Source organism: Burkholderia sp. Ac-20344 (assembly GCF_017104975.1).
In the GTDB taxonomy this organism is placed as follows: Bacteria; Pseudomonadota; Gammaproteobacteria; order Burkholderiales; family Burkholderiaceae; genus Burkholderia.
In genome coordinates this window covers 14,148-34,106 of sequence record NZ_JAAGPP010000105.1, presented here as the reverse complement: position 1 = coordinate 34,106, position 19,959 = coordinate 14,148, and the positions used below count along the sequence as shown (strand labels likewise).

At 67.9% G+C, this 19,959-nt stretch carries 18 protein-coding genes and 1 pseudogene; 7 read left to right on the top strand and 12 right to left on the bottom strand.

Features of this window, described 5'->3' with window-relative positions; all coding sequences use genetic code 11:
• Both G3N64_RS27350 and G3N64_RS27345 read left to right on the top strand, forming a co-directional pair.
• The coding region (locus tag G3N64_RS27350) for a DUF2239 family protein (RefSeq protein ID WP_205786695.1) at window positions 1-336 on the top strand (336 nt) is incomplete at its 5' end.
• A gap of 17 nt (window positions 337-353) precedes the next feature.
• Complete coding sequence (locus G3N64_RS27345; protein ID WP_205786694.1) at window positions 354-1,685, top strand: carotenoid oxygenase family protein; 1,332 nt, start codon at window positions 354-356, stop codon at window positions 1,683-1,685.
• 16 nt (window positions 1,686-1,701) lie between these two features.
• Here the strand turns inward: G3N64_RS27345 and G3N64_RS27340 are convergent, their stop codons facing one another.
• From G3N64_RS27340 to G3N64_RS27325, 4 genes are read right to left on the bottom strand one after another with little or no spacing between them, the layout of a single operon-like run.
• Window positions 1,702-2,868 (bottom strand): ABC transporter permease, encoded by a 1,167-nt coding sequence (locus tag G3N64_RS27340; protein WP_205786693.1) that lies wholly within the window; start codon window positions 2,866-2,868, stop codon window positions 1,702-1,704.
• A gap of 8 nt (window positions 2,869-2,876) precedes the next feature.
• On the bottom strand, window positions 2,877-4,031 hold the full coding sequence (locus tag G3N64_RS27335) for an ABC transporter permease (protein ID WP_205786692.1): 1,155 nt from the start codon (window positions 4,029-4,031) through the stop codon (window positions 2,877-2,879).
• A 21-nt stretch (window positions 4,032-4,052) separates the two neighbouring features.
• Window positions 4,053-4,751, bottom strand: a complete 699-nt coding sequence (locus G3N64_RS27330) for an ABC transporter ATP-binding protein (RefSeq protein WP_043185130.1) — start codon at window positions 4,749-4,751, stop codon at window positions 4,053-4,055.
• A 7-nt stretch (window positions 4,752-4,758) separates the two neighbouring features.
• Window positions 4,759-5,964 carry an efflux RND transporter periplasmic adaptor subunit gene (locus tag G3N64_RS27325; RefSeq protein ID WP_205786691.1) on the bottom strand — a complete coding sequence of 402 codons (1,206 nt, stop codon included), beginning with the start codon at window positions 5,962-5,964 and terminating at the stop codon, window positions 4,759-4,761.
• Between the two features lie 361 nt (window positions 5,965-6,325).
• Between G3N64_RS27325 and G3N64_RS27320 the strand changes: the two genes are divergently transcribed.
• Complete coding sequence (locus G3N64_RS27320) at window positions 6,326-6,559, top strand: hypothetical protein (protein WP_205786690.1); 234 nt, start codon at window positions 6,326-6,328, stop codon at window positions 6,557-6,559.
• Between the two features lie 80 nt (window positions 6,560-6,639).
• On the opposite strand, the gene G3N64_RS27315 is transcribed toward G3N64_RS27320, so the two are convergent.
• Window positions 6,640-7,407 carry a Mut7-C ubiquitin/RNAse domain-containing protein gene (locus G3N64_RS27315; RefSeq protein ID WP_205786689.1) on the bottom strand — a complete coding sequence of 256 codons (768 nt, stop codon included), beginning with the start codon at window positions 7,405-7,407 and terminating at the stop codon, window positions 6,640-6,642.
• A 96-nt stretch (window positions 7,408-7,503) separates the two neighbouring features.
• Here G3N64_RS27315 and G3N64_RS27310 point away from each other — a divergent pair, with 96 nt between their 5' ends.
• From G3N64_RS27310 to G3N64_RS27300, 3 genes and pseudogenes are all read left to right on the top strand, one after another.
• Window positions 7,504-8,373: an NAD(P)-dependent oxidoreductase gene (locus tag G3N64_RS27310; RefSeq protein ID WP_205786688.1), complete on the top strand. Its 870-nt coding sequence runs from the start codon at window positions 7,504-7,506 to the stop codon at window positions 8,371-8,373.
• Between the two features lie 75 nt (window positions 8,374-8,448).
• Entirely contained in the window at window positions 8,449-9,090 is a 642-nt protein-coding gene (locus G3N64_RS27305; RefSeq protein ID WP_205786687.1) for a LysE family translocator, read from the top strand.
• A 163-nt stretch (window positions 9,091-9,253) separates the two neighbouring features.
• A pseudogene (locus tag G3N64_RS27300) lies at window positions 9,254-9,439 on the top strand (LysR family transcriptional regulator); the annotation flags it as partial.
• 184 nt (window positions 9,440-9,623) lie between these two features.
• Here the strand turns inward: G3N64_RS27300 and G3N64_RS27295 are convergent.
• The 7 genes from G3N64_RS27295 to G3N64_RS27265 form a co-directional block, all read right to left on the bottom strand.
• Entirely contained in the window at window positions 9,624-10,457 is an 834-nt protein-coding gene (locus tag G3N64_RS27295) for an OmpW family protein (RefSeq protein ID WP_205786696.1), read from the bottom strand.
• A gap of 18 nt (window positions 10,458-10,475) precedes the next feature.
• Entirely contained in the window at window positions 10,476-11,717 is a 1,242-nt protein-coding gene (locus G3N64_RS27290) for a DUF2957 domain-containing protein (RefSeq protein WP_205786686.1), read from the bottom strand.
• A 139-nt stretch (window positions 11,718-11,856) separates the two neighbouring features.
• Window positions 11,857-13,278, bottom strand: coding sequence for a DUF2957 domain-containing protein (locus G3N64_RS27285; protein ID WP_205786685.1), 1,422 nt, complete (start codon window positions 13,276-13,278; stop codon window positions 11,857-11,859).
• A gap of 435 nt (window positions 13,279-13,713) precedes the next feature.
• Entirely contained in the window at window positions 13,714-14,664 is a 951-nt protein-coding gene (argC, locus tag G3N64_RS27280; RefSeq protein ID WP_205786684.1) for an N-acetyl-gamma-glutamyl-phosphate reductase, read from the bottom strand.
• Between the two features lie 154 nt (window positions 14,665-14,818).
• On the bottom strand, window positions 14,819-15,391 hold the full coding sequence (locus G3N64_RS27275; RefSeq protein WP_205786683.1) for a flavodoxin family protein: 573 nt from the start codon (window positions 15,389-15,391) through the stop codon (window positions 14,819-14,821).
• A 214-nt stretch (window positions 15,392-15,605) separates the two neighbouring features.
• Window positions 15,606-16,199 carry a YbhB/YbcL family Raf kinase inhibitor-like protein gene (locus G3N64_RS27270; RefSeq protein ID WP_205786682.1) on the bottom strand — a complete coding sequence of 198 codons (594 nt, stop codon included), beginning with the start codon at window positions 16,197-16,199 and terminating at the stop codon, window positions 15,606-15,608.
• A 240-nt stretch (window positions 16,200-16,439) separates the two neighbouring features.
• A complete protein-coding gene (locus G3N64_RS27265) occupies window positions 16,440-17,126 on the bottom strand; it encodes an orotate phosphoribosyltransferase (RefSeq protein WP_011546659.1) in 687 nt (228 codons plus the stop codon).
• A gap of 460 nt (window positions 17,127-17,586) precedes the next feature.
• Between G3N64_RS27265 and G3N64_RS27260 the strand changes: the two genes are divergently transcribed.
• Window positions 17,587-19,857, top strand: coding sequence for an NADP-dependent malic enzyme (locus G3N64_RS27260; protein ID WP_205786681.1), 2,271 nt, complete (start codon window positions 17,587-17,589; stop codon window positions 19,855-19,857).
• The last annotated feature ends 102 nt before the right edge of the window (window positions 19,858-19,959 follow it).

Genomic DNA, 19,959 nt, shown 5'->3' with positions numbered 1-19,959 from the left:
GGCGTCGTGTCGCGCGAGGTCACGCTGCTGCCGCGTCACTGGGAATGGCTGGCCGCGCAGCCGGGCGGCGCGTCCGTCGCGTTGCGCAAGCTCGTCGAGGACGCACGGCGCACGCATGCGGCGGCCGATCGTCTCCGCGACGCGCAGGCGCGCGCGTACCACTTCATGTCGGCGATGGCGGGCGACCTGCCCGGTTTCGAGGAGGCCGCGCGCGCGCTGTATGCAAACGATCTGGCGCGGCTCGCCGAGCGGGTCGCCGGCTGGCCGGACGACGTGCGCGACCACGCGCTCGCGCTGGCGCGCGGCGATCTGCCGCCGTCCACCGAAGACTGCTGAACGGAGCATCCGCCGCCATGACCGCATTCGATCTGAACCGCGGCGCGATCGCGCCGGTCGCCGACGAGGTCGATCTCGTCGACCTGCGCGTGACCGGTGCCATTCCGCACGAACTCGCCGGCACGTTGCTGCGCAACGGCCCGAATCCGCCGGGCGGCCGCTTCGAAGGGAGCGACATGCTGTCGTGGTGGCCGGAAGCCGCGATGCTGCACGCGATCGCGTTCGAAGGCGGCCGCGCGACCGGCTACCGGAACCGCTGGGCGCGCACGCAGCGCTGGGCTGCCGTGCATGCGCCTGAAGCGGCATCGCATCTGCCCGACACCAATCCGAACGTGAGCGTGTTGCAGCATGCGGGCGAATTGCTCGCGCTGTCGGAGGGCGGCGCACCGTTCGCGATCACGGCCGCGCTCGATTCGCTCGGCGTGCCCGCGCGGCACGCAGGCCTCGGCGGCGGGATGACCGCGCATCCGAAGGTCGATCCGGTGAGCGGCGAGCTGATCGCGTTTCGCGCGGACTGGCGCGCACCGTGGCTGCGCTATGGCGTTGCCGACGCGCAGGGCGTGCAGCGCGTCGAACTCGCGATCGACCTGGGCGCGCCGTCGATGATGCACGACCTCGCGATCACCGAAACCCGCAGCCTGCTGCTCGACCTGAACGTCGGCTACGACTTCTCGCTGCTGAAGCAGGGCCACCGGATGCCGCTGCGCTGGCACGACGACCGGCCCGCGCGCATCGGCGTTATTCCGCGGCATGGCGGCGCCGTGCGCTGGTTCGGCGTCGAGCCGTGCTTCATCATGCACGTCGTGAACGCATACGACTGCGATGCGTCGTGCATCGTGCTCGATGCGGTGCGCTATCCGTCGTTCCTGCGGTTCGACGCGGGCACGGGCCGCTTCGCCGACAACCCGGCCGGCGAGCTGTGGCGCTACGTGATCGATACGGCGAACGGGCTGATCGACGAAGGGCCGCTCGCTGACGGCGGCATCGAGCTGCCGCGCATCAACGAAAGCCGGACGGGGCGCCGCTACCGTTACCTGTATGCGGTCGAGCAGCCGAACCCCGCGGAAATGCGCGGCGTGATGCGCTTCGACCATGCGAGCGGCACGACGACGCGCTACGCGGTGCCGGCCGGCGACCAGAACGGCGAGCCCGTGTTCGTGCCGCGCCCGGGCGGCGTCAACGAGGACGACGGCTGGCTGCTGGTGATGGTCTACCGCGCGGCGACGGATACGAGCGACGTCGTGATCCTCGATGCGCGCGCGATCGACGCGGCGCCGGTCGCGACCGTGCACCTGCCGCGCCGCGTGCCGGCCGGGTTCCACGGCGCGTGGGTGCCGCGCGAGCGCTGAGCGGCGGGGCTGCGCGTCACTGCGCGCGCAGCGCGTCGACGATCTTCAGCCGCGCGGCGCGCATCGCCGGCAGGAACCCGCCGACGAGCCCCATCACGAGCGAGAACAGCAGCGTCTTCACGACGATCGCGGGTGTCAGCACGAAGCGGAACGACAGGTCCGCGAAGGTCTGGAAGTTGGTCGTCGAGAACGACGCGAACTGCATCAGCGACGCGCACGCGAGCCCCGCGACACCGCCGACGAAGCCGAGCAGCAGCGCTTCCAGCAGGAACGCGGCGAGCACGTTCGTGCGCTTGAAGCCGAGCGCGCGCAGCGTGCCGATCTCGGCGACGCGGTTCGCGACCGACGCATACATCGTGATCATCGCGCCGATCATCGCGGCGATCGAGAAGATCGTCGACAGCGTGATGCCGAGGAGGTTGATGAACGTCGACAGCGCCCTCGACTGGTCGCCGTAGAAGGTCTGTTCGCGTTTCGCCTCGTCGGTGAGGCGCGGGTCGACGTCGATGTCGGCCTTGAAGCGCGCGAAGCCGTCGGCGCTCGGGATGCGCAGCACCATCGACGAATAGCTGGTGCGCCGGAACGACTGCATCAGCTGGTCGACGTCGCCCCAGATCTCCGAATCGAAGCCGCTGCCGCCCGCGTCGAAGATGCCGACGATGGTCCAGTCGCGCTGCGCGAAATGCAGGCTGTCGCCGAGCTGCGTGCCGCTGAACCCTTTCGCGATCGCGCGGCCGACGATGATTTCCGACGAGCCGGGCGCGAACATGCGGCCGGCGGCGAGCGTCACGTGCGGGCGCAGCGCGAGACCGGCCGGCGACACGCCGCGGATCACGACGTTCGACGGCTTGCCGGACGACGTCTTCACCAGCGAGATCAGCACGACCGCTTCCTTCGATACGAGCGGCCGGCCGTCGGGGCCGAGCGCGACGGCCGGGTGCATCTCGAGCGCATTGGCCTGCGGGTGGTCGATCGAACTCTGGATTTCGGTTTCGGCGCCCTTGCGGATCACCACCGCGTTGTCGGGTTCGCCGGTCGACACGAGCGTCTTCGTGAGCCCCGCGTCGAGCATCTGCACCGTCGCGAACACGAAGATCACGAGTGCCATCCCGCCGGCGGTCAGCGCGGTGGTGAGCCGCCGGGTCCACAGGTTGCGCGCGATGTAGTTGAGCGGGATCGCCATGTGCAAACCTAACCGATTGCCCTGAGGCCTTCGACGACGCGCACGCGCGCCGCCTGCCACGCCGGCACGATCGCGGCCGCGAAGCCGACCGCGACCGAGCACGCGGCCTGCAGCACGACCGTCTCGGTCGACACCTTGAACACCGGGAAGATGCCGCCGGCCGCCTGCTTGAACAGGCTCGCGGCGGGCGGCGTCGCGAGGATTCCGAGCCCGCCGCCGGCCACCGCGATCACGACCGATTCGCCGAACACGATCAGCGCGAGGAAGCCGGGGCCGAAGCCGAGTGCCTTCAGCGTCGCGTATTCGGCCGTGCGCTCGCGCGCGCTCATCGCCATCGCGTTGGCCATCACGGCCATGATGATCAGGATCACCACGTACGACACGACGCGGATCGCCGCGATGATCTGGTTCGACATCGCGACGAAGCCGAGCTGGAACGCCTGTTCGGTCTCGGTCAGCGTCTCCGCGAGCGAGTTCTTGAACACCGCGTCGACGTTGCGCGCGATCGACGCGCCGTCGTCGGGGTTCGCGACGCCGAGCACGAATACGCCGACCTGGTCGGCCTGCTTCGGCGTGCGCTGGCGCACCGTCTCGTTCAGGTAGTCCCAGTGGAACACCAGCTGGCGCGTGATCGTCGAGTCGTCGCGGCCGTCGAAGATCCCGCGCACGACGAAATCCCACGTGCCCGGGTAGATCGTGCCCTTCAGCGGAATCACGTCGCCGATCCTGAAGCCGAACTGCGTCGCGAGCTGGCGGCCGACCAGGCAGCCGCGCCGGTCGCGGTTGTAGTCGGCGCGCTGCTGGTCCGGGACGATGAATTCCGGGTACAGGTCGAGATAGTTGTCCGATACCGCGAAGCTCGCGAAGAAGTTCTTCGGATCGCGGTAGATGCCGCCGAACCAGTTCGAACGGACCACGGCCGTCACGCCTTCGACGCCGCGGATCCGGTTCTCGTAGCTCACGGGCAGCGGAAACACGAGCGAGATCGCGTTGCGCGTGACGAGCCGCCCGCTGGATGCGGCGGCCGCGCCCGCGTACCACGCGTCGACCACGGTGTGCAGCAGCCCGAACGCGAGCACCGCAATGGTCAGCCCGAGCACGGTCAGCAGCGTGCGCAGCCGGTGCCGCAGCGCATTGCGCGCGATCAGCTTCAGCACGTACATTGCGCGCGCTCCCGCAGCCGGTCAGCCGGCGTGCCCATCGATCAGCTCCCCTTTTTCCAGATGCACGAGCGAGCGCGCAGCGCCGGCCGCGTGCGCGTCGTGGGTCACCATGATGATCGTCTTGCCGAGCTCGGCGTTCATCCGCTGCAGCATCGCGAGCACGTCGGTGGCCGACGCGCGGTCGAGGTCGCCGGTCGGCTCGTCGGCGACGATCAGCACCGGATCGGTGATCAGCGCGCGCGCGATCGCCACGCGCTGCTGTTGGCCGCCCGACAGCTCGGACGGGTAATGGCTCGTCCGGTCGCCGAGGTTCACCATGTCGAGCACGAGTTCGACGCGCTCCCGCCGCTCGCGGCGCGACAGGTGCGTGAGCATCAGCGGCAATTCGACGTTCTCGAACGCGGTGAGCACCGGCATCAGGTTGTAGAACTGGAAGATGAACCCGACGTTCGCCGCGCGCCATTCGGCCAGTTGCGCCTCCGCGAGCAGCGAGATGTCGAGCCCGCCCACGCGCAGCTCGCCGCTGTCGGGCCGGTCGATGCCGGCCACCAGGTTCAGCAGCGTGCTCTTGCCGGAGCCGGACGGCCCCATCAGCGCGACGAAGTCGCCCTCGCCGATATCGAGCGTGATGTCGGTCAGCACGGGCACGATCTGGTTGCCGCGCCGGTACGACTTCGCGACGTGGCTGAGCTCGACGAGGGGCGGCGGGGTGTCGTTCACGCGTGCGCTACTTCTTCGCGACGGTCACTTTCGCGCCGTCTTTCAGCTTCGCACCCGGCGCGAGCACGACCGTGTCGCCGGGCTTCACGCCGCGGATCGCGACCAGCTCGCCGATCCGCATGCCGGCCGTCACGGCCGTCGCGTGCACGGTGTCGTCCTTCACGACGAACACGACCGTCCGCCCGTCGCGCTCGACGACCGCGCTCGCCTGCACGGCCGTCACGGGCTGCCGGTCCTGCGCCGATACGGGTTTCGACAGGAACGCGATCTTCGCGCTCATGTCGGGCAGCACGCGCTCGTCGCGGTCGACGAAGCGCACCTTCACGAGCACGGTGGCCTTCGAGCGGTCGACGGTCGGCACGATGCGCGACACGCGGCCCGCGAAGCGCGTGTCGGGCAGCGCGTCGAGCTGGATCTCGCACGGCTGCTCGGCGCGGATCTTCGCGATGTTCGATTCGGCGACGTCGGCCTCGACCTCGAGCGTGTCCATGTCGGCGATCGTCACGACCGCGCCCTTGCTGTCCGACGCGGACGAGAACGGCGTGATGTTGTCGCCGACGTTCGCGTGCTTCGCGAGCACGATGCCGTCGAACGGGGCGCGGATCACCGTCTGGTCGACCGCGACCTGCGCGGCCTGCGCGTTGGCCTCGGCGGATGCGATGGCTGCCTGGTCGCTGCTGAGCGATGCGCGCGCCTTGTTCACGCGGGCCGTGTCGGTGTCGAATTGCGCGGCCGGCACGGCGCCGCGCGGGGCGAGCGCCGAGGTGCGGCGCAGCGCGATCTCGGCGTCCTTCAGTTCGGCCTGTTCGACGCCGAGGTTCGCGCGGGCAACCTTCACCTGTGCGAGCGCCTGCGCCAGCGAGGCCTCGACGTCGCGGCTTTCGAGGCGCGCGATGATCTCGTCCTTCTTCACGCGCGTGCCTTCGAGCACGCCGAGCCATTCGACGCGCCCCTGGCCCTTCGATGCGACCGCGGCCTTGCGCTGCGGCACGACGTAGCCGGTCGCATTGAGCTGCGTGTCGTTCTGGTACGGGTAGGCGGACGTGACGGCGGTGGTTTCGACGGCCGGCCGGCCGGTGAGCGCGAGGCCGGCGGCGATCGCGACGACGGCGACCGCGGCGGCGGCCGCATAGCGGAGCCACCGGCGCCGGCGGGGCGCCGGTGCGAGCGGACGCCGGTCGATCTTCAGTTTGTCCAGATTGTGATCGGGCAATTTGAGCGCCTCGAGACGGCGGCGGTCTGGCGACCGGCCGCGATCCGGTTTCCGGGGAAAGGGACGGATGGACGCCAGTATAAGCGTCGCCCCGGCGGCGCGCGAGCGGGTTGGCAGCGCCGCCGCGGCGGCCGCCGGACCGGTCGCCGACACCGCAATACGCGTGCTCCCCCGGGGAAACCCGAGGGATGCAAGCAACGTGTCAACTTGCCGCGAACGCGGTGCGTTATGGAACCAGTGCGTCAGGTTTTGTCGCGGCGGCACGGCGCAAGCCGTGCCTCGCGGCCTGGGGCTCCGATGCGAATGCCTCGCATCTTTACTTACCGGTACGTTTGATTTTTTCTCCGCTAAAGGAAGAACAATGAAGAAGACGCTCGCTTCGATCATCGCCGCAGCATTCGCGCTCGCATCGGTTTCGGCATTCGCACAGGCGTCCGCGCCGGCAGCCGACACGTCGGCAGCCGCTCCGGCACCGGCCAAGAAGGATCACAGCAAGCCGAAGCACCAGCTGAAGCAACACGGTTCGGCCAAGGGCAAGGCGAAGGCCGCCGCCGCATCGGCCGCCGGCACGAACGACGCAGGCACGCAGAACTAAGACACGCGTCGCCCGGGGCCGGCATCGTCGGCCGCCACTCGCGAGACCCCGCATGTTCACGCATGCGGGGTTTTGTTTTTTCAGGCCTCGTGTTCGCCGGCAGGCGGTGGCGATGGCGGTGGCGCGCGCATCGCGTCGACCACCGTGCGCATGCGCCGCCAGTGCGAGCCTTCCCAGAATACGCGCCGGCACACGTCGCACGCGGCGAAGCGCCGGTGCTGCTGCCGGACGTCGGCCGGCACGCGCGGCGCGGCAGCCGCCGCGTCGAGCGGATGCAGCGGCGCATTGCAGCGCAGGCACAGCCGGAACGGCCGCATGTGCGGCGCGAGATCGAGCCGCTCGAACAGCTCGCGCAACTGGTCGGCCGGCTGCAGCGCGTGCAGGTAGCAGCCGCGCTCGACCGCGCGCCGCTTGAGCAGCTCGCGGTCGCGGGTCAGCACGATCCGGCCCTCGCGCGCGGCGAGCGCCGCGAGTTCGTCGTCGCGGTAGTGGTTGTCGTAGCAGGTGTCGAAGCCCGCGAGGCGCAGCAGTTGCGCGAGGCCGCCGAGATGCGCGTCGGCGATGAAGCGCCACTGCGCCGGTTGCGGCGCGGCGGCCCCGTTCGCCGCCGGCTGCGCGCGCTCCGGAAAGGCTTCGACCCGGTCGCCGTCGTCGAGCGGCCGGTCGAGCGCGGCCGGCGCGTCGTTCACGCGGAGCCGGCCGATTTCGGTATGCGGGACGCCGAGCGCCTCGATCGCGTGCTTCACCGTCGCATCGCGCGCGCATGCGTGCCCGAACGCGCGGTCGCGCTGTGTGCGCGGGAGAAAGGCGTTCAGTTCGTCGTGGAAACGGAAGATCGCGGTCGCCATGCGCGCAGTATCGCACCGCGCATGGCCGGCCGCGTGCCCTGCAGACGCCCCGCATCTGTGTTTAACTCCCCGCTTCACGGAGCGAAGGAGCAGGTAATGGATCTCGGATTTATCGGGCTGGGTGAAATGGGGCAGGCAATCGCAACGAACCTGTTGAAGGCGGGGCACACGGTGCGGGTCTGGAACCGGTCGCGCGAGCGCGCCGAGCCGCTCGCCGCAGTCGGTGCGCAGATCGTCGACACCCCGGCCGACGCGTTTCGCGGCGACGCAGTGTTCTCGATGCTGGCCGACGACGCCGCTGCGCGCGCGATCTTCGACGACGCGCTGCTCGCGCAGGCGCCGCGCGGCCTGATCCACGTCAACATGGCGACGGTCTCGGTCGCGCTGGCCGAATCGCTCGCGCACGCGCATGCATCGCGCGGCATCCATTACGTCGCCGCGCCGGTGATGGGGCGGCCCGACGTCGCGGCCGCCGCGCGCCTGACGATCATGGCCGGCGGCCCGGCCGAGGCGATCGACCGCGTGCAGCCGCTGTTCGACGCGATCGGCCAGAAGACCTGGCGGTTCGGTTCGCTGCCGCAGCACGCGAACGTCGCGAAGATCGCCGCGAACTTCACGCTCGCGTCGGCGATCGAGACGCTCGGCGAGGCGTCCGCGCTGCTGGGCGCGCACGGCGTCGCGATGCGCGACTTCCTCGACGTGATCACCGGCAGCGTGTTTCCGGGGCCTGTCTACGAAGGCTACGGCTCGATGATCGCCGAGCGGCGCTACGAGCCCGCGCGCTTCAAGGCGCGCCTCGGGCTGAAGGACGTTCGCCTGGCGCTGGAAGCCGGCGACGCCGTGTCGGTGCCGCTGCCGGTGGCGAGCGTCGTGCGCGACAACCTGCTCGACGCGCTCGCGCACGGCGGCGGCGACCAGGATTTCGCGGTGCTCGGCGAAGTCGCGCTGCGCCGCGCGGGCCGCTGATCCGCCGCGCGACAGAAGTCCGGCGCATCGGCATAATCGACGTTTCGTTTTCCTTGCATCCAGGCAGAGGCGGTCATGAACTTGCATACGTGGTGGCTTTTCGTGGCGACGGTATTCGTCATATCGGCGATTCCGGGCCCGAACATGCTGCTGGTGATGACGCACGGTGCGCGGCACGGGCTGCGGCGTTCGGCGTGGACGATGGCCGGCTGCCTCACTGCGCTGGTGCTGATGTTGTCGGTGTCGGCAGCGGGCCTCGGCGCGGTGCTCGAGGCCTGGCCGGCGATGTTCAACACGCTGCGCTTCGCGGGCGCGGCCTACCTGATCTACCTCGGCGTGAAGGCATGGCGGGCACGCGTCGACGACGAGCAGCCTGCCGCCGACGTCGATACCATCTCGCGCCAGTCCGCGTCCGCATCGCGCGGGACGCTGTTCCGCAACGGTTTCCTGGTCGCGGGCAGCAACCCGAAGGCGATCCTGTTCGCGGCCGCGCTGCTGCCGCAGTTCATCAACGCGGCCGAGCCGACGCTGCCGCAGTTCGGCATCCTCGTCGTCACGTTCGCGGTGATCGAGGTGAGCTGGTATCTCGTCTACGCGTCGTTCGGCACGCGCATCGGCGCGACGCTGAAGAGCCAGAGCGTGGCGAAGATCTTCAACCGGCTGACGGGCGGGCTGTTCGTCGGCTTCGGCGCGATGATGGCGCTGGTCCGTCACTGATGTCGAACTGACACCGGAGCGTCGAACGCCCCGTCCCTCGCAACAGGGCGGGGCGTTCCGCTTTTCGGCCCTGCTTCACGCTCGCTTACGTACGCGGGCGAGTCAACGCCGCTGCGCCGGCCCCGCGTTCGGTCACGAGCCCGAAGATGGCGGCCGCGCTGGCGCGCATCGCGATGCGCTGAGGGTGGTGGTGGAAACGGTGGGGCTGGAGACGCGGATCAACGCGTGGATCGTGCACGGCGCGCTGCCGGGCCGGCTGGTGCGGCCCGCCGCGCTGCTGCGCGATGCGCTGGGTGAAGCGCTCGACCGGGTAAACAGGGTGGGGTCAGATACGGCGAAGGCGGTCTAGAGGCGGCATTCGAGGGAAAATCCTGATTTTCTCGACGGAAATGTTGCAATGCGGAAACCGATTCGGTATAGTTGGAACTGTCTCCTCCATGTCTCCTCTGATATGGATTCAGCCCGCCTCTTAGGCGGGCTTTTTTTTGCCTGCGATTTTGTCGCGGCCTTCCATTCGTCGTTCGTCGCCGCGCTCAGAACTTGTACGTCATCCCGACGTAGCTGATGATCGGGTCGGCCTTCAGGTCCGATTTCGACTCCGAGAGCACCGTGCCGTCGGCGGCCTTGATCGTCACCGTCGACGTCGTCTTCAGCGGGATGTACGTCACCGACGCGATCAGCCCGAAATGCTCGGTCATGTTGTACTGCAGGCCCGCGTTGAACACCGGCTGCCATGACGACGACGCCTTCGCCTCCACCGATGTCGTACCCGGCTTGCCGGCGCCCGCCGCGAGAATCGCGCCGAGATTGTCCTGCGTCTGCTTGATGAAGTTCGTGTTGAGCTGCAGGTCGCTGAACCAGTTGTACGACACGCCGAGGCCGAGGAACGGCCGGAACTTCGCGGTTGCCGCACCGAAGTAGTACTGCAGCAGCATCGCCGGGCTCCACTGCCGCACGCTCTTCACGATCGGGTTGACCGACGCCAGCCCGATGTTCTGCGTGCCGAGCGCGCCGGCAGGGCCGGGCGGCCTGATCGTGCCCTGGCCCGACACCTTGAACACCGGCGGCACGCCGGCCACCGACGTGACCGCGATGTGGTCGGTCAGGAAGTGGCTGACCGTCAGGCCGACGGTGTCCGCGCCGCTCGTGCGCAGCCCGGTGCCCGGCGACGTGAACGACGGCGGCAGCCGCAGTGGCGTGTTGATCGGCGTCGGCGCGACGTTGGTCGTCATCGGCGTGCTGCTCTGCTGCGGCATCACGTGGAACCAGCCCAGCGTGACGACGTTGCTGCCGGCGCTCTGCGCGTGCGCCGCGAGCGGCGCCAGCACGGCGGCGCCGGCCGCCGCGCAGAGAAGGGCTCTCTTTATCACGGCTTCCCCCTCCGCTTACTGGACGAACGCGCCGATCGTGAAATACGGCGTCGATCCGGCGTTGTCGAGGAAACCGAACACGCCACCCGTGAAGATGAACTTGCCGGTCGGCGTCGAGCTGCTGGCACCCGTGTGGATCGTCGTGACCGTGCCCGGCACCTTCTGCGTGTAGTCGAGATCGAGGACCCGCGTGAGCGACGCCTGCGACGGCTGGAACGGATCGAGCAGCGTCGCCTGGCTGTTGATCAGCGCGGTGGTCCGGTAGTTGAACTCGCTGTCGACGCCGATGTACTCGCCGTTCTGCGAACCGACCGTGACCGCCGTTTGCGGCGAAAGGATCGAGATGCTCGATTCGTCGTCGGCGGTGAGGCCCGGCACGCCGTTGCTGTCCGGCGTCGGGTTCGGGTTCGCGACCCCCGTGCGCACGAGGATCGGCACCAGTTGGTTGCGCAGCTTGCCGACGATCATGAAGCCCTTGCCCTGCGGCGTGGCCGACAGCGTCGGCTTCAGCTGGCTCGCGTAGTTGTTCGACTGGAACGCGCCGCTGCCGTCGGCCGACTGCACGAAGTTCGTGCCTTGCTGCGTGCACGCGCCGCCGGCGAACTGGCCGGTCGAGTCGCACTTGGTCCAGCTGCCGTCGGCGTTGATCGTCACCTTCGCGTCGATCGACGCCGGTGCGAAGTTCTGCGACGGCACTTCGCCGAAGCCCACATGGCTGTATGTGCCCGCCACCTTCGTGATGTCGGTTTCGATCGACGAGAAACCGATGAACGGGTAGTACGGGAATTTCGTGTCGGGCACCGCGGCCTGGCCGAGCACACCGCCGAACTGGATCTCCTTGCCGGGAATCGTGCCGCCCGCGACGCCGAAGCCGACGAAGATGCGCGCCGGACGCGACGCGTCGAGGCTCGCACCGTTCAGGCGGAACGCGCACTGGTTCAGCTTGTTGGTCGGCAGCAGCGTTTCCTGCGTGAGCGTGCCGCTGTCGACGGTGCCCGCGCGGGTCGGCACGACGGTGCCGGTCTTTTGCGGCACCGCCGATTCGACATAGGTGACCTGCCAGGTCATCTTGGTCGTGTCGAGCTGGACCTTCGCGAGTTCGCCGCTGCCCGCGCCCCCCGTAAACACGGTGCTGTAGTCGAGCGAGGCAGGGCAGAGCCGGTCTTCGACGAGCGGGGGCGGATTGTCGCTGCCGCCGCCGCAGGCAGAAAGAAGGGGGGCGGCAAGGGCCGCCGCCAGAATGAGGTTGCGCTTCATGTTGCTCCTCCAGATTTGTCTTGTGTGGCGGCCAGCTCCCTGTCGGCCGCTTCATTTGCTTGTGCTCGTCCTGCCTGCGCCGTGCCGCGCGCTCGTGCGTTGCGCGACGGCGGGCCGGCCACCGTCGCGCCCTCGTTCGCTACTTGCTGATCTGCGCGCCCACGCCGAAGTACGGTGTCGACGACGTGCTCGAGTTCGCCGACGTCGACGTGACGCCGCCGTTCACCGTGCCCTGGATCAGCGCCGCGTACAGCCCGCCCGTCGCGATCACCACGCCCGATGCGGACGGGTAGCTCGCGCCGCTCGGCGGCGTCGTCGTCGCGTTCAGCAGGCCCGGCGTCGCCTGGCCGTAGTCGAGCGTGAAGCCGTCTTCCTCGGCCTGCGTGCTCGGGTTGATGAACGACGCGTTGCCGCCGCGGATCAGCGCAGCCGTGTACTTGAAGTTCGAGTCCGCACCCGCGTAGCCGCCGTCGATCGCGCCCGACGTGATCGCCGTCGCCGCGCCGAGCACCGCGATGCCCGATTCGTCGTCGACCTGCGCGTCGGTATGCAGCGGCGCCGTGCCGAGGTTCACGTTGCCCGTTCGCACGACCACCGGCACCGTCGCGCCGTTGAGCTGGCCGATCACCATGTGCGCGGTTGCCGACTTGCCGGTCGCGCCGATGAGCGGCAACTGCGTTTGCGGCAGCGTCTGCGGTGCCTTCGTGCTGTCGAAGTAGCCGCCGTTCGCGGTGTTCACGGTCCACGGATTGCCGGTCGTCTGGCAGCCGCTCGCGCTGGTCGACGTGCATGCGCCGTTCGCGTCGAACGTCTCGCTCGAGTTCGTGCCCTTCGTCGCGTAGTTGCCCGACGGCACGAGGTGGTAGATCAGTGCGTTGTACGTGCCCGGCAGCTTCGAGATATCCGTCGTCGTGCTCGCGAAGCCGAGGAACGGGTAGAAATCGAAGTGACGGTTCGGCACCTGGCCGACGTTCTGGAGCACGCCGGGGATGATCGTCAGCCCGTCGTACTGGACCGTCGCACCCGGAATGCCGCCGCCCGCGACGCCCATGCCGACCAGCAGCATCGGCGGGTTCGCCTTGTTGAAGTCGGCGGCCGTCGAATAGGTCGAGCCGTTCGGCGCCTTGCCCGAGCCTGGCGCGAGGATGAACGCGCAGCGCGTCTGCTCCGCGGTCGGCAGCGTGCCGGTCGGCGGGTGCATGACCGCACCGGTGATCGTCGTGCCGGCGCGGCTCGGCGTGACCGTGCCGGTCGCGAGCGGAATCGGCGATTCGAGCCACTTGAGCGTGTAGGTCATCGCCACGGCGTCGATGTTGACGCTGACGATCTCGCCGCTACCGGCACCGCCGAGGTACGTGCTCTTCACGATGTCGGCGTTGGCCGGACACAGCGAACCGTTGACGGGCTGCGAAGGCGGCGGCCCTTGCGTGCCGCAGCTCGATCCGGAACATTGGGGCGCATTGATCGGCGCGGGTGCGCCGCCGTCCCCCCCACCACATGCAACCAGGAAAGGGGCAATGGCAAAGGCCGTTGCCACCCCCTTCGATAAGGCGTGCGACATGCCGCTGTCTCCAATCGTTTAATTGTGCGAGCTAATGTCGCTGCCTGGATTTTTGCTGTCAATTGATGAACCCGTCTAAAAAAGGCGATTGAAACGGGTATCGTGTATTTAATCCTTGCCTGGCGCGGCATTCAGTAAGAATTAAAACGTGAGACGGGCTGCTGGAAGTGGCCGGAGTGGGGAATGTGCGACGCCGGACAGGCCGGCGAAGCGCCTTCCCGCGTATAGCGGCAGCGTTTAAAGCGGCGGTATCCGGTTTATCCCTATTCGGGATTGACTGGATAAAGAAAGGGCGGGATTAATTCGCTTGTAATCGCGCAATCGAAAGCTTGTAAATATTTGTAAATGCGCGGTCCGGAATTTTTTATATATTGCCTGATATGGGTAAATAAAAAGCCGGCCACTGGCCGGCTTTGCATTTCATGCGATGCTGAATCAGCGTTTGAGACCGGCGTCCTCGGCCGCGCCGATGTTCAGGTTCATGCACTGGATCGCGGCGCCCGATGCGCCCTTGCCGAGGTTGTCGAGGCGCGCGACCGTGACGAAGCGCGATTCGTTGCCGAACACGAACAGGTCGACCCGGTTCGTGTCGTTGTTCGCCTGCACGTCGAAGAAGCCGCCGTCGAGGTTCGCGTTCGCGTCGAACGGCGCGACGCGCACGAATGCTTCGTCCGCGTAGTACTCGGCGAACACGCGCTGCACATCCTGCGGCGTCGCGCGCTTCGCGAGCTGCTCGGGCGTGAAGTAGGTCGTCACCGCGAGACCCTTCAGGAACGGGCCGACGATCGGCGTGAAGATCGGCGGGTTCGCGAGGCCGGTGTGGGCAGCCATTTCCGGCAGGTGCTTGTGCGTGAGGCCGAGCGCGTACGGGCGCGGGCTCGCGAGCTTGCCGCCGGGCGCCGCGCTTTCGTAGTCGGCGATCATCGACTTGCCACCGCCGCTGTAGCCGGTGATCGAGTAGCTGTGCGCGGCGAACGTCGGCGCGACGATGCCCGCATCGACGAGCGGACGCATCGCGAGCACGAAGGCCGATGCGTGGCAGCCCGGCACCGCGATGCGCTTCGATGTGCGAATCTTCTCGCGCTGTGCGCGGGTCAGTTCCGGCAGGCCATACGCCCAGTCGGCGCTGGTGCGGAACGCGGTGCTCGCGTCGATCAGCGTCGTGTTCGGGTTCTCGACGAGCGAGGCCGATTCGCGCGATGCGACGTCCGGCAGGCACAGGAACGTGACGTCCGACGCGTTGATCAGGCGGCGGCGCTCGTCGACGTCCTTGCGCTTCGCTTCATCGATGCGCAGGATCTCGATGTCGCTGCGTGCCGACAGGTATTCGAAGATCTTGAGGCCGGTCGTACCTTCCTGGCCGTCGACAAAAACTTTGGTGCTCATTTCGCTCTCACTGAATGAAACGGGGGCCCGCGCCCTGAATCCGCCATTTTAAGACGTCATCCGGCGGGCCTGCACCGCGCGGGGCGAAAAAAAGACGGCCGGCGGGCCGTCTTGTGTCCCTTTGATGCCCGCCGGCGCGGACGCTCGGGGGTGTTCAGCCGCGGCCGGCGACCCAGCGGGCCGTCGCTTCGGCGACCCGCCGGCCGAATGCCTTCCCGGTCTCGAGGTCGCCCGGCAGCGGACCTTCGTCGGGCGTCGCATCCGCCGGCGACTGCGCGAGCAGGCCCGTCGAGCCGCCCAGGTAGTTGATGTCGTTGCGCGTGGCCGCCTTCGAGTTGGCCGGCATCAGGCTCGTGCCGACCCACACCATCCCATGCTGCATCGACAGCGTGACGAAATATTGAATCGTCGAGAACTTGTCGCCGTTCATCGTCGCGGAGTTCGTGAAGCCCGCGGCGATCTTGTCCTTCCATTTCTGCGTGAACCACGCTTTCGACGTTGCATCGGCGAATTGCTTGAACTGCGCCGACGGGCCGCCCATGTAGGTCGGCGCGCCGAAGACGATCGCGTCGGCCGCGTCGAGCGCGGCCCAGCCCGCGTCGTCGACGTCGCCGACGGGGAGCAGGCGCACGGTCGCGCCGGCTTCCTGCGCGCCCGCGTGGACGGCCTCGGCCAGTTTTTGCGTGTGACCGTAGCCGCTGTGATAGACGATGACGATGTTCGACATGAGGCGATCTCCGGAAAGGAACGGGAACGGCGGCCGCAGCGGCACGCCGCGTCACGCGTCGCCGGCCGGCGGCGCGACGGATGCGCGGCGTGGGCCGCGACCGGTGACGAAGAGTCTAGCAAGCCGAAATGACGGGTAAGCGCGCGGGCGCGGAGTACAAAATTTCGTGGCGGCAGGCAATCGGGGCGCGGCGGCGCGCGATGTCCGGCGCCCGTTACTGCCCGTAGTTGACCGTGAGTTTCGCGGTGCCGATCGCCAGCGTGCCGATCTCGTGCTCGAACATCGGCGCGGGGCGGCCCTGCGCGACGCGCAGGTCGTCGCCCCTCAGCGCGTAGACGGTGATCACGTAGCGGTGCGGCTTGCCGGGCGGCGGGCACGGGCCGCCGTAGCCGTCGATCCCGAAGTCGTTGCGCGCCTCGCTCGCGCCGATGCGCCGCAGGAAGCCGGACGCGCTCGCGTCGGCGGGCAGGCTCGTGACCGTCGCCGGAATGCCCGCCACGGCCCAGTGCCACCAGCCGTGCCCCGGCGCGTCGGGATCGAAGATCGTGACCGCGTAGCCGCGCGTGCCGGGCGGCGGGTTGTGCCAGGTGAGCTGCGGCGAGTGGTTACCGCCCTTGCAGTCGCCGCGGTCGAACACGTTCGCGGCACGGACGCGTCCGCCCGGCGTCAGGTCGTCGCTCGTCACGGTGAACGGGCCTTCCGCATGGGCGGGCAGGGCAGTGAGGACGGCGGCGTAAAGGAGGGCGGCGAGGAACGGCGGCGGGCGACCCGATGGCGCAGGCGGAGTGATCCGGCGATCCACACGCATATGGCGCTTCTCCCGTCACGTGGGCCGGGCTGATACTCCCGGCGTTGTTGGCGTGGTGCGTTGCCTGCGCAGCTGATGGCAGCGATGGATCAAGTCTAGCATTAGGGTTCGATGAGCGATGCACACCGCGACCCGCGGTCGCGATCGTTTCCTGTGCGAATCGGCGGACGAAAAAAAACCGCCCGCGATGAAGCGGGCGGCTTGTTCAGCCAGGACGCCGGCCAGCGGGCCGGCGCGGCGTCATTCCTTCGGGGCCGTCGCGCCGCCGTGCGCAGCCGACCACTCGGCCGGTGCGTGCAGGAATTTCTCGACTTCGTCGAGCGTCTTCGTCTCGAAGTAGCCCGACGCCTTCGCGACGCGCAGCACGTCCCACCACGTGGCGAGCGCGTGCAGGTCGACGTCGATGTCCTTCAGGACCGACACGCTTTCCTTGAAGATGTCGTAGTGGAACAGCACGAAGCAGTGGTTCACCGTCGCGCCCGCGGTGCGCAGCGCGTTGACGAAGTTGATCTTGCTGCGGCTGTCGGTCGTCAGGTCTTCCACCAGCAGCACGCGCGAGCCTTCTTCCAGATGGCCTTCGATCTGCGCGTTGCGGCCGAAACCCTTCGGCTTCTTGCGCACGTACTGCATCGGCACCATCATCCGGTCCGCGATCCATGCCGCGAACGGGATGCCGGCCGTCTCGCCGCCCGCCACCGCGTCGATCTGCTCGAAGCCGATGTCGCGCGTGATCGTCGTTTCAGCCATTTCCATCAGCGCGCGGCGCACGCGCGGATACGAAATCAGCTTGCGGCAGTCGATATAGACGGGGCTCGCCCAGCCGGACGTGAAAATGAACGGTTTTTCTGCGTTGAAGTGCACTGCCTGCACTTCGAGCAGGATTTTGGCGGTCGTATCCGAGATCGACTGACGATCGTAGCCTGTCATGGGCATTCCTTGGGTGATGAGCGAAGAGCGGGCGCGGGCCCGGTGGCGCAGCAAGGGGAACCTGCCCAGGGGGCCGGGGCGCGATCGGAGGGCCAATCGCATCGCTGCGCGCGTAGCCGGCTATTTTACCCGATTCAGGCCGGTTTTCGGCGGAATTCGCGCAGGTTCGCCGCGCGGCTCACCACCGGCGAAACAAGCGGGGCCGGACCGCTCGCGCGCTGATGCGGAGGATGCGGCGCTGCACCAACATGCGTCATGCGCGGGGTGTACACTAGGCGACCCTTAGAAATCGTTCAGTACTTTGTACTTTCCTCTTGCCACCCGCCAAGGTTCGATGGCGTGCCGATCCGGCGCGCCGCGTGCCGTCTCGCAGTCGACCACCCCCTCGATTCAAGCAGACGCGGCCGAAGGTGCTGTGTACTGAACCGTCAATATTTCGCATGTCTCTCGCAGGTCAATCATGGACGAACAACTGAAGCAGGCCGCACTCGCTTATCACCTGAACCCGAAACCCGGCAAGATTTCGGTCACCCCGACCAAGCCGCTGTCGAACCAGCTCGATCTGTCGCTCGCGTATTCGCCGGGCGTCGCCGCTGCGTGCGAAGCGATCCACGCCGATCCGCTCGACGCGCAGAAGTACACGTCGCGCGGCAACCTCGTCGGCGTCATCACGAACGGCACCGCCGTGCTCGGCCTCGGCAACATCGGCCCGCTCGCCGCGAAGCCGGTGATGGAAGGCAAGGGCTGCCTCTTCAAGAAATTCGCGGGCATCGACGTGTTCGATATCGAACTGTCGGAGTCCGACCCCGACAAGCTCGTCGAGGCGATCGCCATGCTCGAGCCGACGCTCGGCGGCATCAACCTCGAGGACATCAAGGCGCCGGAATGCTTCTACATCGAGCAGAAGCTGCGCGAGCGCATGAAGATCCCCGTCTTCCACGATGACCAGCACGGTACCGCGATCATCGCGTCGGCCGCGATCCTGAACGGCCTGAAGGTCGTCGGCAAGAAGCTGTCCGAAGTGAAGCTCGTGTGCTCGGGCGCGGGCGCCGCGGCCATCGCGTGTCTGGACCTGCTGGTGAACCTCGGCCTGACGAAGTCGAACATCCTCGTTGCCGATTCGAAGGGCGTGATCTACGAAGGGCGCGGCAACCTCGATCCGTCGAAGCAGCGCTACGCGGCGACCACCGACGCACGCACGCTCGCCGACGCGATCGTCGGCGCGGACGTGTTCCTCGGCTGCTCGAGCGCGGGCGTGCTGAAGCAGGACATGGTCAAGACGATGGGCGACCGCCCGCTGATCCTGGCGCTCGCGAACCCGGAACCGGAAATCCGCCCGGAAGACGCGAAGGCCGTGCGCCCGGACGCGATCGTCGCGACCGGCCGTTCGGACTACCCGAACCAGGTCAACAACGTGCTGTGCTTCCCGTTCATCTTCCGCGGCGCGCTCGACGTCGGCGCGACGACGATCACGGAAGAAATGAAGCTCGCGTGCGTCCGCGCGATCGCCGAGCTGGCGCAGGAAACCGACCAGAGCGAGGAAGTCGCGAAGGCGTATGAAGGCCACTCGCTCGAGTTCGGGCCGGACTACCTGATTCCGAAGCCGTTCGATCCGCGCCTGATCATCAAGATCGCACCGGCCGTCGCGCAAGCCGCGATGGATTCGGGCGTCGCCACCCGTCCGATCCAGGACATGGACGCGTACCGCGAGCAGCTCGGCGCGACCGTCTACCGCACCGGCATGGTGATGCGCCCGGTGTTCGCGACGGCGAAGCAGAAGCAGGCCCGCATCGTGTTCGCCGAGGGCGAGGACGAGCGCGTGCTGCGCGCCGCGCAGTTCGTGCTGCAGGAAAAGATCGCGAAGCCGATCCTCGTCGGCCGTCCGTCGGTCGTCGACATGCGCCTCGCGAAGATCGGCTCGAAGCTGAAGGCCGGCACCGATTTCGAAATCGTCGATCCGGAAGACGATGCGCGCTACCACCGCTACTGGCAGGCGTACCAGGAGATCGGCGCGCGTGACGGCGTGACGCCGGAAGTCGCGAAGGCCGCGATGCGCAAATTCAACACGCTGATCGGCGCGATGCTCGTGCACCTGGGCGACGCGGACGGCATGATCTGCGGGATGATCGACACGTTCCACAGCCACCTGAAGTTCATCGAGCAGGTGCTGGGCCGCGCAAAGGGCGCCGAGCACTTCGCGGCGATGAACCTGCTGATGCTGCCGGGCCGCAACCTGTTCCTGTGCGATACGTACGTGAACGAGCAGCCGAGCGCCGAACAGCTTGCCGACATGACGATCCAGGCCGCGGCCGAGATCGAGCGCTTCGGCATTGCGCCGAAGGCCGCGCTGCTGTCGAACTCGAACTTCGGCAGCGCCCCGTCGGCGTCGTCGCGCCGGATGGGTGAGGCCCGCAAGCTGATCGTCGAACGCGCACCGAACCTGGAAGTCGACGGCGAAATGCACGGCGATGCGGCGCTGTCGGAAGTGATCCGCAAGCAGGCATTCCCCGGCACGACGCTGTCGGGCGAGGCGAACCTGCTGATCATGCCGAACGTCGAAGCAGCCAACATCGCGTACAACCTGCTGAAGATGGTCGGCGGCGAAGGCGTGACGGTCGGCCCGTTCCTGCTCGGCGCGGCGAAGCCGGTCCACATCCTGACGCCGGCTGCGACCGTGCGCCGGATCATCAATATGACGGCCGTTGCCGCCGCGAACGTGAATACGCAGTAAGTCCACGCCCGCGTGTGCCGCGCTTCACGCGCGGCGCAATGAAAAACGCCACGGAACCTGCGTTCCGTGGCGTTTTTTTTGTCGTGACGCGAGCGGGTGGCA